The organism is Streptomyces sp. NPDC037421 (assembly GCF_055602105.1).
The window spans coordinates 16,723-31,702 of the sequence record NZ_JBVJWV010000052.1 but is presented as its reverse complement, the minus strand read 5'-3'; the positions used below and the strand labels follow the sequence as shown (position 1 = coordinate 31,702).

Genomic DNA, 14,980 nt, shown 5'->3' with positions numbered 1-14,980 from the left:
CGTGACCGCCCAATCGATACCACTCCTCGTCCCCCCCCCCCCCCCCCCCCCCCCCCCCCCCCCCCCCCCCCCCCCCCCCCCCCCCCCCCCCCCGCGTCCGTGCCGCTCCTACGACTTCGTGATGCGTACGGTATCGCCGTGGCCGTCGGCGGCGAGCACGTCGATCCGTACTCCGGCCGCCGCGTCGGTGAACGACTCGCCGGCCCGGAACGGGGCGTCGTCCAGCGGGCGGCAGCCGCCGGCGGGAGCGGCGGCCGGCTTGGCGTCCATCACCCTGACCGGTCCCTCGCCGGTCCGCACGGAGGCGTCGACCCGGTAGACCAGGGCGCCGGTCGAGCAGGAGCCCGCGTCCGCCTGGATCCCGCGCCTGGACTCGACGACGTACGCGGTCGTGGGTCCGGTGCGGATCACCGCCATCTTGGTGCCGCTGCCGTACTCGACCGCCGTGAGGTACACGGTGTCGCTGCCCTTCGCGGCCCGGCACACGACCTGGCCGTCCCCGGTCCAGCCGAGCTTCCAGGAGTGCCAGGCGAAGAACTGCGACCCCCGGCCGCCGATCAGGCCCATCACGTCCCAGCCGCCGACGAAGCGGTGGGCGTCGCCGCCCGCTTCGAAGGCGTACAGGTCGGGCAGCCCGAAGGTGTGCGCGGTCTCGTGGGCGACCAGCTTGGCGCCCCAGTGCCACATGTCCTGGCCGAAGGTCACCGCCCACTTGACGCGGCGGCCGTCGGCCACCACACCCGCCGTGCCCGGCTCGTACACGTACGTGGGTGTGAAGGAGATCGCCGCCGCGTTGCGCGTCGGCACGACGTACACCATGTCGTAGCCGGAGAAGTCCACGTACGGATCGGCGGCCGCCACCGCGTCCTCGACGTACGCCTCGTGCGTCTCGTGGGTCAGGCCGCGCGCGAAGCCGTAGTCGGTGGAGGCGCGGGGCATGCGGACCCACCGCTGGTGCTGGTCGATCGCGAGCCAGGCCTTGCCGTACGAGGCGTACCACAGCCAGTCCGCCCCGGGCGTGAGCTGCGCCGAGTCCTCACGCGGGGCCTCGGTGGCCGGCGCGTCCGGGAAGTCGACGAAGACCATGGCGACCTTGACCGTGCCGGCGGGACGCTTGAACACCGAGTGGTCCGTGTCGTGCCCCTCGTCCGTCCAGCCGGTGGCGCCGCGCAGGGCGCAGGCCGACGGGGCGTCGGCGGCGCTGGTCGCGCCGGCGGGCGGCGCCACCAGCAGGAGGAACAGCAGTACGGCGGCCAGGGCGGCCGGCAGCCCGCGCGAGGCCGCGAGGCGGTGGACGGGTCTCATGGATGAACAACCTCCGCTTATCGTGTGTGACATTTCACATAAGACTGACCGGAGGCGGCTCCTGTCCGAAAGCTGTCGTCGCTCCATAACATGCGCGGCATGGAACTGGAGGTACGGCACCTGCGGGTGGTGTGCGCGATCGCCGAGGCCGGCAGCCTCACCCGTGCGGCCGCCGCGCTGTCCATGACCCAGCCGGGCCTCAGCACGCAGTTGCGCCGCATCGAGTCGATGCTCGGCGGTGTCCTCTTCGACCGGCAGCGGGCCGGAGCCACCCCCACGGCCTTCGGGGAGCTGGTGCTGGCCCGGGCCCACGCCGTCCTGCCGGGCATCGACGCCCTCCTCGCCGACACCGCCCGGGCGGCCCGCCACCTCGCCTCCCCGGACCGGGTCCGCGTCGGATCGGTCGGCGCTCCCCTCATCGGCCACCTCGTCCTGGCCATAGGGAGGCTGCTGCCCGAGTCCGAGGTGACGTCCCGGTGCCACTACTCCCCCGTCACGCTCCTGGACGACCTCGCCGCCGGCCGCCTGGAGGCGGCGGTCCTCGGCGACCACCCCGAGCAGGGCCTGCCGCCGCGCGACGGGGTGGCCCTCACCCCCCTGGTCACCGAACCCGTCTTCGCCCTGCTGCCCGCGACCCACCCGCTGGCCGGTCAGGAGGCCGTGTCCCTGACCGAACTCGCCGATCACGACTGGGCGGTGCCCCGGCCCGACGGCGACCGCACCCGCGAGTACTGGTCCTCCGTGTGCGCCCTGACCGGCCGCCGTCCCTCCGCCCCGCACGAGGCGGAGGGACGCCAGCTGATCGAACTGGTCCGCGCTGGCCTGGCCGTCAGCCTCTGCCAAGCCACCTTCGCGCCGGCCCCCGGCGTCGCCGTGCGCCCCCTCGCGGGAAACCCGCTCTGGTACCGCCACGTCCTGGCCTGGCACCGTGACGGCCCGCTGGCCTCCCACGGCGACGACATCCTGCGCGCGGTGGCAGCCGGTTACCTGGACACGTGTGCCGCCAGCCCGGTCTACGCGGACTGGCGCCGACGGCACCCGGGCATGGCCCGGCTCCCGCATGCCGGAAGCCCGAGCACCGCAGGGGCGGCCATGCGTGACGGCCTCGTGGCCTTGGTCCCCCCTGGCACCTGATCACGACCGCGGGCCGTCACGGCCGTTCGGCGACGGACAGCACCACCGGGCCGCCCGCCCGGTCGGCCCGGGCCGTCCACCCCGGCGGCAGGCGCAGGGAGCGGGACGGCGTGACGCGGGTCGGCAGGCGGCGGCGCCACAGGAGGCGGGTGTCCTGGCGGGCCTCCAGCAGGGGGGCGGTGAGGGGGGTGGTGGAGCGCAGGAGGAGGGGGCGGGTGGTGGGGGTGGGGAGGTGGTTCGGGGTTATCCAGGCGAGCGGGTGGCCGACCAGCAGGGGTGGGCCGGGGGTGGGCCAGGGGGTGCCGGAGAGGCGGGAGAGGACGGCGGGGGCGGCGGCGGCGCCCTCGGCGGCGGCGGTGGCCGCGGGTTCGGCGCCGTGGAGGGCGTTGCCGACGGCGAAGACCCCCGGTACGAGGGTGCGGAAGGCGGCGTCCACGGACGGGCCCCGGGTGCCCGGGTCCAGGGTGATGCCGCCGCGGCGGGCCAGCTCGTGGTCGGGGATCCAGTCGCCGGTGAAGACCACGGTGTCGCAGGCGATGACCCCCGACCGGCCGTCCTGGTGGCGTACGGCCACGCCCGTGAGCCGGCCCCGGCCGCGGAGGGCGGTCACCGTGGTCCGGGTGAGGAGGGGGACTCCGGGGAGGGAGGTGCCGCGCGGGTGTTCCGTGAGCACCGCCGCCACCTGCGTGCCCGCGCGGCGCAGTGTGCGCGCCGCGTGGCGGGCCACCGGTTCGGCTCCGACCAGCACGGCCCGGCGGCCGGCCGGGTGGGCGTACAGGTGGACCGACTGCTGGAGTTCGCCGGTGGTGAGGACGCCCGCCGGGCGGGTTCCCGGTACCAGGCGGGCGCTGCGGGGGCGTTCCCGGGCTCCGGTGGCGAGGACGACGGCCCGGGCGGTGATCCGTTCCAGCCCGGCGGGGCTCGTGGTCTCCAGGGTCAGCGGTCCCGCCCAGCCGGTGGCGGTGACGCCGGTGCGCACCGCGGCCCCCGCGTCCAGTGCCGCCGCGACCGCACGGCGTGCGTAGTCCGGGCCGTGCAGCCAGGGCAGCGGCGGGCTGCCGAAGCCGCCGTGGTGGCAGTGGCGGGGTACGCCGCCCGGCTGCTCGTCGCGTTCCAGGACCTCGACCCGGCCCGCGCCCGCGCGCGCGACGCGTGCGGCGAGGGCGAGTCCGGCGGGGCCCGCTCCGACGACCAGCACGTCGACGGTGCGGTCCGTGCGGTCCGTACGGTTCACCGTCGGGGCTCCTTCGACTCGAACAGGGCGCGGACCGCGGCCCCGCAGTGGAAGCCCTGGCAGCGGCCGGCCCGGGCGCGGGTGCGCCGCCGCAGGCCGTCGAGCGAGCCCGGCGGGACCGTCGCGCCGAGCGCGTCGCGGATCTCCCCGCGGGTCACGCGTTCGCAGTGGCAGACGATCCGGCCGTACTCGGGGTCCGCCGCGATCAGCTCCGCGTCTCGGTACGGGCGGGGGAACGCCTCGCCCAGGTTCGGCATCCGGACCGGTTCGAGGTCCTTGGGGCCGGACGCCGGCAGACCGCCGTCGGCGAGCAGATCGACGACGTGGGCGGCGATCGCCATGGAGGCGGTCAGGCCCGTCGAGCGGATGCCGCCCACGGTGACGTACCGCTGCGCGGGGTGGGCGCGGATCGCGTAGTCCTCGGTTCCGGTGGCGGCCCGCAGCCCGGCGTACACGGCGGTGACCTCCTCGTCCAGCAGCGCGGGCAGGATCCGCCGGCCCTTCTCCCGGAGCAGGGCGAGGCCTTCGGCGGTCGACCCGGTGGCCGCCTTGTCGTCCAGGTCCTCGGCGGTCGGGCCCAGCATCACCTTGCCGTGCACCGTCGGCGTCACCAGGACCCCCTTGCCGAGCGCGCCCGGCACCGGCAGCAGGATGTGGCGTACGAGGCCCCGCGCGAGCTCGTCGAAGACGATCAGCTGGCCGCGCCGGGGCGTCACCGTGAAGTCGGCGTGGCCGAGCAGCCGGTCGATCTCGTCGGCGTACAGGCCGGCCGCGTTCACCAGGTGGCGGGTGCGCAGCGGCCCGCGGCCGGTGGCCAGCAGGTGCGGGTCGCCGGAAGCGACGGACCGGACCGGGCAGTTGAGGTGGAGGTCGACGCCCGCGCGGACGGCCTGCGTGGCGTACGCGAGCGTGGTCGTCCAGGGGCAGATGACGGACTCTCCGGGCACTTCGAGGGCCCCGAGCACCCCGGGGCCGAGGTGCGGCTCGCGGGCCCGGACCTCCTCGGGCGGCACGATCCGGGCCTCGTGGCAGCCGTTGCGCACGGCCTTGCCGGCGAGGCCCGGCAGCGCGGCGCGCTGTTCCTCGTCCCAGGCCACGAGGAGCGCCCCGAGCGGCTCCACCGGGATGCCGCTCTCGGCGGCGTACGCGGCGAGCCGCCGGCTGCCGTCGCGGACCAGCCGGGACTCCAGGGAGCCGGGCACGGCGTCGAAGCCGGTGTGCAGGATGGCGGTGTTGGCCTTGGAGGTGCCGTCCCCGACGTCGTCGGAGGCGTCGAGCAGGGCGATCCGCAACGGGAGCCGGGCCAGTTCGCGGGCGATGGCCGAGCCGACCACCCCGGCGCCGATGACCGTGACGTCGTACTCCCCGCCGGGCAGGGCGCCGCGGGTGGTGACGCTCACGCGGGGCCGTCGAGCAGGGCGGCGACCGCCGTGCGGAAGCGGGCGCGGCGTTCGGCGGCGGCACCGGCTCCGGCCCTGGGCTCGTAGACGGCGGACGGCTTCCACTCCGGGACGGCCTCGCGGACCGTGAGGGAGGGGTCGAGGCCGAGCCGGGCGACCGCGCCGACGCCGAGGGCGGTGGCGTCCGGCAGCGCCGACACCTCGACAGGGATCTGGAGCAGATCGGCCTGGGCCTGCATGAGCAGGGCGGAACGGGTGAGCCCGCCGTCGACGCGGAGGGCGGTGAGCGGGGCGCCCAGGTCGGCGGCGGCCGCGTCCGCGAGCTCTGCGACCTGGGCGGCGATGCCGTCGCACAGGGCGTGCACCAGGTGCCCGGCGGTGGTGCCGAGGCCGAGACCGGTGACCGAGCCCCGCAGGTCGCCCCGCCACCAGGGGGCGGCGAGCCCGGCGAGCGCGGGGACGAAGGTGACGCCGCCGGAGTCCGGGACGCCGGCGCCGACGGTGTCGAGGTCCTCGGCGCCGGAGATCACGCCGAGATCGGTGAGCCAGCGCACGGCGGAGGCGGCCGTGTACACCTGGCCGTCGAGGCAGTAGCTGGTCCGGCCGCCGATGCGCCAGGCCACGCAGCCGACGAGTCCGGTGGAGCTGCGGCGCGGGTGCGGGCCGGTCTGGGCGAGCAGGAACGCGCCGGTGCCGTAGGTGCACTTGGCGGTGCCGGGGGCGGTGACGCTCTGGGCGAGCAGGGCGGCCTGCTGGTCGACGAGCAGCCCGGTCAGCGGCAGTTCGGGGCCGAAGGCGGTGGTGGTGCCGACGCGGGCGTCCGCGTCGACGATCCGCGGCAGCGGCTCGCCGGCGAGGCCGAAGGCTCCGAGGGCCTCCTGGGACCAGCCGACGGTGTCGAGGTCGAGCAGCTGGGTGCGGCCGGCGGTCGCGGCGTCGGTGACGAACTCGCCGGTGAGGCGGTGCACCAGCCACGCGTCGCTGGTCGTCACCACGCCCCGCCGCGTCAGGTGGCGGCGTATCCAGGCCATCTTGGGCGCGGCGAAGTACGGATCGAGCGGCAGCCCGGTGCGCTCCCGCAACAGATCTGCGTGCGGGGCCAGTTCGGCGCACAGGTCGGCGGCGCGCCGGTCCTGCCAGACGATCGCGTCGGTCAGCGGCTCGCCGTTCGCCGGGTCCCAGGCGAGTACGGTCTCGCCCTGGTTGGCCAGGCCCACGGCCGCCACCGGCTCACCGGCCGCGGCCAGCGCGGCCCGTCCGGCGTCGAGGACGGAGTCCAGCAGCTCGGCCGGGTCCACCTCCACCCGGCCGTCCGGCAGGTGGCGGGGGCGTACGGGAGCGGAGGCCGAGCCGATGATCCCGCGGTCCGGACACAGGACGAGGGCCTTGGTTCCCGAGGTGCCTTGGTCCACAGCGAGCACCGGGCCCGTCATCACCACTCCGTTCCGTCCGCGTGCCGGCGGGTCCGCCGGCCGTCCGGCGTCCGTCGCCGTCCGTCGGCCGCCGTCCGTCCGACGCCGTTCGTCCGACGCCGCCCGTCGGTCGGAAGCCTCCACCAGCGGAGGACGCCCGTCAAGATCCTTCCGCGCCCGCCGCCGTCTCGACTGACGGACAATCACATCCCTTGGGTGGCTTGAAACTTGCGATCGAAAAAGTTTCCGGGTGAGATCCGCCGCACCCGCTCTATAGTGATCGCCGATCAACGGGCGGTAACGGCGCCGCCCGTGGCTCAACTGCGGGGGTCCGCCGAACAGTTCGCGCATGGTTCACGCATCCCTGGTGCTGGCCCGACCCCGCGGTGCGGCGATCGGACGCCAGACGGACCGACCCGTCCCTCCATGCGATCCGAGGACCGATGACCACGATGACCGCAGTACGAGCCGGTTCCGGCCGCCGCACGTCGCCCGGGACGAGGTGATGGCCGGCGGCGATTTCCGGCCCGTCTACCACCCCGCCGGCCTCGACAACGACCTGCGCGCCGCCGTACAGGACCTGCGCACCGGCCGCTGGCTGTCGATGGCGCGGCTGCTGGAACGCACGGACGGCTGGGGGCTGTGGACCCAGCGCACCCAGGTCCTCGCCGCCGTCGCGGCCGGCTCCGACGTGGTCCAGGCCTGGCGGACCGAGGAGCCCACCAGCGTGGCGGCGACCGTGATGCACACCCGGGTCGCCGTCGAGCGCGCCGTACGCGCCCACCGCGCGGGGCATCCCCGTACGCACGAGCTGTGGCAGGAGGCCTGGCAGTCCTGCCGGAACACCGCCGGCCTGAGCCCCGCCGACCCCGTGCCCTGGGTCTGCCTGCTCGCCCTGGCCCTCCTCGACGAGGACCGCCGGATGGACGAGCACCGGCTGCCGCCGCCCGGCCCGATGCTGCCTCCCGGACCGTGGGGCATCCTCGCGCAGGCCGACGAGCGGGACCCGCACAACCGTGAGGCCTACCACCGGATGCTCCAGTTCGTGTACGCGGGCCCGGCCGGGCCGCGACCGCGCTCCGAGGCCGTCAACTTCGCCCGCTGGGCCGTCGGCACGGCTCCGCCCGGGTCCGCCGTCCACCTCCTGCCGCTCTACGTCCACGTCGAGCGCTACCGCCGCGAAGGCGGCCAGGAACGGGCCCTCGACCTGCACTGGGTCGCCGAGGACGCCATCCGCGACGCCGTCCACGCCCTGGACGCCTGGTTCCCGTACGCCGACCCGGCGCACGCCTCCCCGCTCGACCTCAACCACCTCGCCCACGCCCTGTGGGGAGCGCACCGGTTCGAGGGGGCGGCCCGGGTCTTCGACGCGATGGGCGGGTACTGGACCACCCTGCCCTGGGCCCAGCGGACCCGCGACCCCGCCGACCCGGCACTCGCCGAGGAGGTGTTCCTGCACGCCAGGTCCCGCAGCCTGGCCGACCGGGACTGACCCCCTCCCCGCTCCCCCTGCCCCCCGCTCCGTCTCCCCCGTCCCCCGCTCCAACGCCCCTTCGGAGGTACCCCCGTGTCGCGCACCACGCCGGCAGCCCGCCCGGACCACAAGGCCCCGCCCCACCAGGACGAGGAGGAGCGGCTCAGAGAGCTCGGCTACCAGCCCGTCCTCGCCCGCCGGATGGGCGGCTTCGGCAACTTCGCCATCAGCTTCTCGGTCATATCCGTGCTGTCCGGCTGCATGACCCTGTACGGCTTCGGCCTGGGCACCGGCGGCCCGGCCGTGATGCTGTGGGGCTGGGCCGGCGTCGGCCTCTTCGTCCTCTGCGTGGGCATGGCCCTGGCCGAGGTGACCAGCGCCTACCCCACCTCCGGCGCGCTCTACTACATGGCCGACCGGCTCGGCGGACGCCGCTGGGGCTGGTACACGGGCTGGCTCAACCTGCTCGGCCTGCTCGGCGCCATCGCCGGCATCGACTACGGCGCCGCCCTGTTCACCGGTGCCTTCCTGAACCTCCAGTTCGGCTTCGTGCCCACCCCGGGCTCGACCTTCCTGATCTTCCTGGCCATCCTGCTGCTGCACGCCGTGCTCAACCTCTTCGGCGTCCGGCTCGTCAGCGTGCTCAACTCCATCAGCGTCTGGTGGCACCTGGCCGGCGTCGCCGTGATCGTCGGCGCCCTGGCCTTCGTTCCCGACCGCCACCAGTCGGTCTCGTTCGTCTTCACGGAGTTCGTCAACGACACCGGCTGGGCCAACCCGTTCTACGTGGCGGCGATCGGCCTGCTGCTCGCGCAGTACACCTTCTCCGGCTACGACGCCTCCGCGCACCTCTCGGAGGAGACCTCCAACGCCTCCGTCTCCGCCGCCAAGGGGATCGTCCGGGCCATCTGGGTGTCCTGGCTCGCCGGGTTCGCCCTGCTCGCGGGGCTCACCTTCGCCATCCAGGACTACGCGGCCGTCCAGGGCAGCGCCACCGGTGTGCCGCCCGCCCAGATCTTCCTCGACGCCCTCGGCTCCGGCGGCGCCACCGCCCTGCTGCTCGTCGTGATCGTCGCGCAGATCTTCTGCGGCAACGCCGAGGTCGCCGCCGCGAGCCGGATGGTCTTCGCCTTCAGCCGGGACAACGCGCTCCCCGGCTCCTCCCTGTGGCGCAAGGTGAGCGGCCGCACCCAGACCCCCGTTCCGGCCGTGTGGCTCTCGGTCGCGGCCGCCGGCGTCCTCGCGCTGCCCTCGCTCTGGTCCGCCACCGCCTACGGGGCCGTGACCGCCATCAACGTCATCGGCATCACCCCGGCCTACGCCATCCCGATCTACCTGCGGCTGCGGGCCGGCGACCGGTTCCGGCCCGGCCCGTGGAGCCTCGGCCGCTGGAGCAAGCCGGTCGGCTGGACCGCCGTCGCCTGGGTGGCCCTGGTCACCGTCCTGTTCTGCCTGCCGCAGAAGTCCCCGGTCACGATCGACTCGATGAACTACGCGGTGATCGCCCTGGCGGTCGTACTGGTCCTCGCCAGCGTGTGGTGGTACGCCGCCCGGCGCTCGTACGGGACCCCGTCCGCCTACGGCAACGCGCGCGAGCAGGCGGACATCGCGGAGGGCATCGTCTGACCGTCCGGTCCCCGCAGGAGCGGCGGGCGGCGGTACGGGTGCCTCAGCGGCGTGCGCCCGGACCGCCGCCCGCGACCGTCCCGCGGTACCTGGCGTTGACGGCCGCCGCCCTGGCCAGCGCCACGGGGTTCAGGAAGCGCGCCGGACCGATCAGGCGGGACCCGAAGCGGTACATGTGGCGCGCCATGGCCTCGTCGCGCGCCGCCGCCGCGAACATCAGCCGCTCCCCGGGGTTGAACGGGCGGGCCTTCGCGTAGTCGACGGCCAGCGCCTGGTGGCCGCGCAGCCGGCGCCGGTGCGTGCGGGCGTACGCCGCGAGCGACCGTTCGAGGTCGCCCCGGCCCGCCGCGGCCGGGCCGGCCGCCTCGGCCAGCCAGCGCGCGGACTCCAGGGCCCAGCCGCACCCCACGCCCCACAGGGGGTCGCCGGTCAGGGCTGCGTCGCCGACGAGCGCGAGGCCCGGCGCGGTCGGCTCGCGGGTGACGAGCGGGTAGTCGACGGTGCCGATGATCTTGCCGACCCGCTCGGCGGAGTCGATGGGCGGCGCCTCGGGCAGGCCCCGGACGAAGGAGAGGAAGCTGCCCTCCAGGTCTTCTCGGAAGGCCGGCAGCCGCTTCTTGTCCGGGAGCACCGCGAGGACCGTCACGCCGTCGTCGTTGGGGAACGCGTACGCCATGTCGGGCTCCAGGAACCACGCCTGGCCGATCCCCCCGTGCAGCGGGAGGCCGCGGAAGTGCGCGAGGTACCCGAACCGCGCGTTCTCGTACTGCCGGGCGGGCACCCCGGCGAGCTTCGCCACGGCCGAGTCCTTGCCGTCGGCGCCGACCACCAGCCGGGCCCGGATCTCCCGCTCGCCCCGGGGCGTCTTCGTCCGCACTCCCACGGTCCGCCCGGCTTCCGTCACCAGCCCGGTCACCTGGTGCCCGAGGAGCAGGTCGACGCCGGGGGTCTCCCCCGCACGGGCCCTGATCAGCGGGTCGAGGGTGCTGCGCCGGACGTTGTACGCGTACGGCAGCGCGGGCCCCGCGGGGGCGGCCCTCGGCTCGATCCACCCCCAACGGGTGTACCAGCGCGCCTCGTTGCGGACGGCTCCGGCCTCCTCAAGAGCGGGGAGGAGGCCGAGCTCGTCCAGCACCGGGTAGGCGTTGGCCGTGATGGAGTGGGTGCACAGCACCTTGTACGCCCCGGGGTCCGAGCGGCGTTCCAGCAGCGCGACGCGGACACCCCGCCGCGCGAGCAGGATCGCCGCGGCGCTGCCGGCGAGGCTGGCTCCGCTGATGACGACGTCGTAGCCGTCTCCCGCGCTCTCAGGCTCGGTCATGCGCTGATCGCCCCCTTCGGGGTGTGGTGCGGTCGTGGGAGTGGTGCGGTGCCAACTGCAGTCGGGAGCCTGCCCAGTTGTCAATGGTTCCGTTCGGAGGGTGATCGTCCGGCGGACCGGCCGTCGGGCGGGTTCATGCGGTACCGCCGGTGTCCCTCGGCGAGACCGACCACGCCTGCTGGATCGCCGAGGCGCTGGTCGACTACCTCACCCGGCAGGGCCGCTACCACGAGTGCCGGACGGCCCTCGAGACGGCGCTCGCGCACGTGGACGACGCCGGCGACCCGCGGATGGCCCTCGCCCTGCGCAACAGCCTGGCCTACACGGGCACGTACCAGCGCCGGTACGCGCAGTCGCGCGCGCTGCACACCGAGGTGCTCCGGCTCGCCCGGCGCGGCGCCGACCCGTACGAGGAGTTCCGCGCCCTCGTCGGGCTGGCGGCCGTGGAGATGAGCGTGGGCGAGGGCGAGCGGGCGATCTCCCGTGTCCGCGATGCGCTGGCCGTGTCGGACCCGCTGCCCAACGACTGGCTCGCCGCGATGGTCTTCGTCCTCCAAGGCCTCGCGCACCAGCTGGCGGGACGGAACGAGGAGGCGCTGGCCTCCTTCACCGAGGCCCGCACCCATGCCGAACGCAGTGGCAGGCCGCGCATGCTGGGCCGGGCCCTGAGCTTCGCCGCCGACATCCACCTGCGCCTCGGGCGGTACGCGGAGGCCAAGGGCCTGCTGCGCAGGGCGGTCCGGCTGGTCGAGGAGGCCGGGGACGTCTTCCTCTGCGCGCGCGGCCTGACCCGGCTGGGCACGGCGGAGCAGGAGGAGGGGGATCCGGTCGCCGCCGTCGCCCTCCACCACCAGGCCCTCCTCCGGCACCGGCTGCTGTCCCCGCTCACCGAACCCGGTTGCGACTGGCTGGAGATGGACATCCGCACCCGGCTGGGCCGGGCCTACGCGGCGACCGGCCGCGTCCCCGAGGCGCTCGGGCAGTTCCGGGCCGTGGCCGGGGTGCCGGGCAGGCGTTCGCGGTAGCCCGTGTGCGGTGATCCGCGGGGAGGCGGTCAGCGGGGGCGGCGGGCGGTGCGCGCGGTCGGGCCCATGCGGCACCGGACGTCCGTGCCCGTGACTAGCCTGGGCACGTGACGTCCACCGCTGACCGAGAACCGCCCGCCCCGGCCCCGCTCAAGGCGCCGCCCTTCGATCCCGAACTGAGCGCCGTACTGGGCGGATTGGGAGAGGAGGTGCGCGAGCCCGTCACGCCGGACTCGCTCGCCGCCTGGCAGGCGCGGGATGCCGCGGGCCGGCCCCGGCCGACGGTGCGGGACCTGCGTGCGGGCGGGCTGTTCGAGGTGGCGGAGGTGTCCGTGCCGGGACCGGCGGGCGGGCCGGAGGTCACGCTCGTCAGCGCGCGGCCGGCCGGGGCCTGCGGGCCGCTGCCGTTGCTGTACTACCTGCACGGCGGCGGGATGATCGCGGGCAACGCGTGGTCCGTGCTGCCGCGGGTCCTGCGCGAGTGGGCGCTCCCGCTGGGGCTGGCCGTCATCTCGGCGGAGTACCGGCTGGCGCCCCGGGCGCGGTACCCCGAGCCGCTGGAGGACTGCTACGCCGGGCTCGTCTGGGCGCTCACCCACGCCGACGGGCTGGGCGTCGACCCGGACCGGTTCGTCATCGGGGGCAAGAGCGCGGGCGGCGGGCTCGCCGCGGCGCTCGCCCTGCTGGCCCGCGACCGGGGCGGTCCCGAGGCGCTGGGGCAGCTGCTGCTGAGCCCGATGCTCGACGACCGCGGCGCCACCTTCTCCACCCGGCAGATGGGCGGCGCCGGCGTATGGGACCCGGTCTCCAACGCGACGGCCTGGCAGGCGCTGCTCGGCGAGCGGCGGGGCGCCGCGGACCTGCCGCCGTACGCGGCCCCCGCGCGCGCCACCGACCTCTCCGGGCTGCCGGCGGCCTACGTCGAGGTGGGGTCGGCCGAGATCTTCCGGGACGAGGGCGTGGCGTACGCGAACGCGATCTGGCAGGCCGGCGGCCAGGCGGAACTGCACGTGTGGCCCGGTGCCTGCCACGGCTTCGACGGACTGGCCCCGCACGCCGCCCTCACCCTGGACGCCCGCGAGGCCCGCACCCGCTGGCTGCGGCGCCTGCTCGCGCGGCCGGCCTGATCCGGCCCGGTCCGAAGGAATCCCCGGTGGATCGGCGCGCGGCGTCGGATGCGGTGCACCGCAAGGGGGGGTGCGGGAGCGCCCTCAGCCCTTCACCGCGTCCAGGCGGCGCAGGCTGGTCCGGCGCTGGAGGAGGGCCAGGGCCGCCACGCCCGCGCCGAGCGCCAGCCAGCCGGGCGGGCCCGCCGCCATGACGGCGCCGGTCAGCAGCGGCGGGCCGACGGCCTTCTGCGCGGAGGAGGAGATGCCGGCCACCCCCAGGTAGGAGGCCCGCGCCTGCCGGGGCGCGAGGGAGACGGACAGTTCCCAGGAGGACACCGAGCGCACCATCTCGGCCGCTGTGACCAGGGCGGCCGCGGCCAGCAGGGTCGCGGTGGCGGTCCAGGGCCCGTGCTCGGGGGTGAGGGCGAGGAGGGCGCAGGCGCCGAGCAGGAAGAGCCCGTACCAGGCGACGGCGGCCGCCGCCTGGCGCGGTGCGCGGACCTTCGCCGACACGGGGAGCTGGAGGGCGACGACCAGCACGGTGTTGAGCACGAGGAAGGCGGGGACGACGGCGTGCGGCGCGTCGGTGTGGTGGACCAGCCACAGCGGGAGCCCTACGTCGAGGAGGGAGGCGTCCAGGTTCAGGGCGGTGTCGAGGAGGACGAAGCGGAGGTAGCCGCGGTCGCGCCAGGGACCGGTGGCCGGAGCCTTCGCCCCGGGCGGGCCTTCGCCGGGTGCGGGGGCGACCAGGCGGCCGTGGCCGCGCGGTTCCCTCGTACGCCACACCAGTACGGCGGCCGCCAGGAAGGACAGCGCGTTCCCGAGGATGAGGGCCTCGTACGCGCCCCGGGTGCCCACGGCGAGGCCGACGGCGGCGAGGCCCGCGCCGACGGCGCACCCCGCGTTGGCGGCGCTGCGGGACAGGGCCTGGTAGGTGGAGCGCCGTTCGCCGGCCACGCGGGTCGCGAAGAGCATTTCGAGGGTCTTGGCCGCGCGGTCGCCGAGGCAGGTGAGGGCGACGATCAGCAGGAGCGCTTCGAAGCGGGTGACGACGAGCATCGCGCCGAGGGTCACCAGGCGCAGCAGGTGACAGGCGATCAGCAGGGGGCGTACGGGGAGCCGGTCGGCCAGGTGGCCCGCGAGGGGCGAGCCGGCGATGCCCGCCACCGCGCCGGCGCCGAGCATCAGGCCGAGCCGGCCGGCGTCGAGGCCGACGACGAAGGTGAAGAACAGCACCGAGGAGGCGGCCCAGATGCCGCTTCCGGTGCGGTCGACGAGCTGGCCGAGCAGCATGATCCGGGCGTCGCGGCCGCCGGGCGGCCGCCTCAGCTGTGCGACCAGTCCGCCGCGCTCGCCGCCGTCGGCGGCGTCGGGCCCCTCGTGGTCCGTGTCGCGTCGCCGTGCCGTGCCGAGCCGCCGCATGAAGGGCCTCCGTCTCCCCGACGAAAGTATCTCGATGTCGAGATACCTCACGGCAGCCTGCCCTCCATTCATCTCGACGTCAAGATATTTCTGACGCCGGAGGCCGCCTCAGGAGCGGACCATGCGGGCGACGGCCCGGGAGGCCTCCTCGACCTTCTCGCGCGCCCTGTCGCCGCCCTCGGCGACGGCGTCGGCGACACAGGAGTGCAGGTGGTCCTCCAGCAGGGTCAGCGCGAAGGACTGCAGGGCCTTGGTGGCGGCACTGACCTGGGTGAGCACGTCGATGCAGTACGTCTCCTCCTCCACCATGCGCTGGAGGCCGCGCACCTGACCCTCGATGCGGCGAAGCCGCTTGAGGACGTCGTCCTTGTCCGTGCTGTAGGCGGGGCGTGCGGAGTGTGCGGTGTAAGCGGACACGGCGGTCGATCCCTTCCCGTTGGTACGTCCCGTACGTCCCGGACGTCTCGTACGTCTCGTGCGTCCCTCTCGTCGTGGAGCGCTTGCCACCCCTGGGGGGT

General features: G+C 75.3%; 12 protein-coding genes. 5 read left to right on the top strand and 7 right to left on the bottom strand.

All coding sequences use genetic code 11. The annotated features are described in order from the left end of the window. Window positions 1-108: 108 nt before the first annotated feature. Complete coding sequence (locus ACZ7IF_RS37200; RefSeq protein ID WP_470981222.1) at window positions 109-1,305, bottom strand: M6 family metalloprotease domain-containing protein; 1,197 nt, start codon at window positions 1,303-1,305, stop codon at window positions 109-111. Between the two features lie 99 nt (window positions 1,306-1,404). On the opposite strand from ACZ7IF_RS37200, the gene ACZ7IF_RS37195 reads away from it, so the two are divergent. Continuing rightward, the gene (locus ACZ7IF_RS37195) at window positions 1,405-2,439 is read left to right on the top strand and encodes a LysR family transcriptional regulator (RefSeq protein ID WP_470981221.1); all 1,035 of its coding nucleotides are present in this window, start codon (window positions 1,405-1,407) and stop codon (window positions 2,437-2,439) included. 16 nt (window positions 2,440-2,455) lie between these two features. Here the strand turns inward: ACZ7IF_RS37195 and ACZ7IF_RS37190 are convergent, their stop codons facing one another. The 3 genes from ACZ7IF_RS37190 to ACZ7IF_RS37180 are packed head-to-tail and all read right to left on the bottom strand — an operon-like array spanning window position 2,456 to window position 6,506. After that, window positions 2,456-3,673, bottom strand: a complete 1,218-nt coding sequence (locus tag ACZ7IF_RS37190) for an NAD(P)/FAD-dependent oxidoreductase (RefSeq protein ID WP_470981219.1) — start codon at window positions 3,671-3,673, stop codon at window positions 2,456-2,458. Then, window positions 3,670-5,073 (bottom strand): FAD-dependent oxidoreductase, encoded by a 1,404-nt coding sequence (locus ACZ7IF_RS37185; protein WP_470981217.1) that lies wholly within the window; start codon window positions 5,071-5,073, stop codon window positions 3,670-3,672. The genes ACZ7IF_RS37190 and ACZ7IF_RS37185 overlap by 4 nt, the downstream gene beginning before the upstream one ends. Then, a complete protein-coding gene (locus ACZ7IF_RS37180) occupies window positions 5,070-6,506 on the bottom strand; it encodes an FGGY family carbohydrate kinase (RefSeq protein ID WP_470981215.1) in 1,437 nt (478 codons plus the stop codon). The genes ACZ7IF_RS37185 and ACZ7IF_RS37180 overlap by 4 nt, the downstream gene beginning before the upstream one ends. 484 nt (window positions 6,507-6,990) lie before the next feature. Between ACZ7IF_RS37180 and ACZ7IF_RS37175 the strand changes: the two genes are divergently transcribed. Together ACZ7IF_RS37175 and ACZ7IF_RS37170 are read left to right on the top strand one after the other, a co-directional pair. Then, window positions 6,991-7,977, top strand: coding sequence for a hypothetical protein (locus tag ACZ7IF_RS37175; protein WP_470981213.1), 987 nt, complete (start codon window positions 6,991-6,993; stop codon window positions 7,975-7,977). Between the two features lie 183 nt (window positions 7,978-8,160). Next, on the top strand, window positions 8,161-9,585 hold the full coding sequence (locus ACZ7IF_RS37170; protein WP_470981224.1) for an amino acid permease: 1,425 nt from the start codon (window positions 8,161-8,163) through the stop codon (window positions 9,583-9,585). 43 nt (window positions 9,586-9,628) lie between these two features. Here the strand turns inward: ACZ7IF_RS37170 and ACZ7IF_RS37165 are convergent, their stop codons facing one another. Continuing rightward, the gene (locus ACZ7IF_RS37165; RefSeq protein WP_470981211.1) at window positions 9,629-10,906 is read right to left on the bottom strand and encodes an NAD(P)/FAD-dependent oxidoreductase; all 1,278 of its coding nucleotides are present in this window, start codon (window positions 10,904-10,906) and stop codon (window positions 9,629-9,631) included. Window positions 10,907-11,055: 149 nt separating this feature from the next. On the opposite strand from ACZ7IF_RS37165, the gene ACZ7IF_RS37160 reads away from it, so the two are divergent. Further along, window positions 11,056-11,931: a tetratricopeptide repeat protein gene (locus tag ACZ7IF_RS37160; protein WP_470981209.1), complete on the top strand. Its 876-nt coding sequence runs from the start codon at window positions 11,056-11,058 to the stop codon at window positions 11,929-11,931. Window positions 11,932-12,038: 107 nt separating this feature from the next. Then, window positions 12,039-13,058 (top strand): alpha/beta hydrolase, encoded by a 1,020-nt coding sequence (locus ACZ7IF_RS37155; protein WP_470981207.1) that lies wholly within the window; start codon window positions 12,039-12,041, stop codon window positions 13,056-13,058. Between the two features lie 84 nt (window positions 13,059-13,142). Here ACZ7IF_RS37155 and ACZ7IF_RS37150 read toward each other — a convergent pair whose 3' ends face one another. Both ACZ7IF_RS37150 and ACZ7IF_RS37145 read right to left on the bottom strand, forming a co-directional pair. After that, window positions 13,143-14,462 (bottom strand): MFS transporter, encoded by a 1,320-nt coding sequence (locus ACZ7IF_RS37150; RefSeq protein WP_470981205.1) that lies wholly within the window; start codon window positions 14,460-14,462, stop codon window positions 13,143-13,145. 108 nt (window positions 14,463-14,570) lie between these two features. Next, entirely contained in the window at window positions 14,571-14,879 is a 309-nt protein-coding gene (locus ACZ7IF_RS37145) for a metal-sensitive transcriptional regulator (protein ID WP_470981203.1), read from the bottom strand. Window positions 14,880-14,980: the final 101 nt, after the last annotated feature.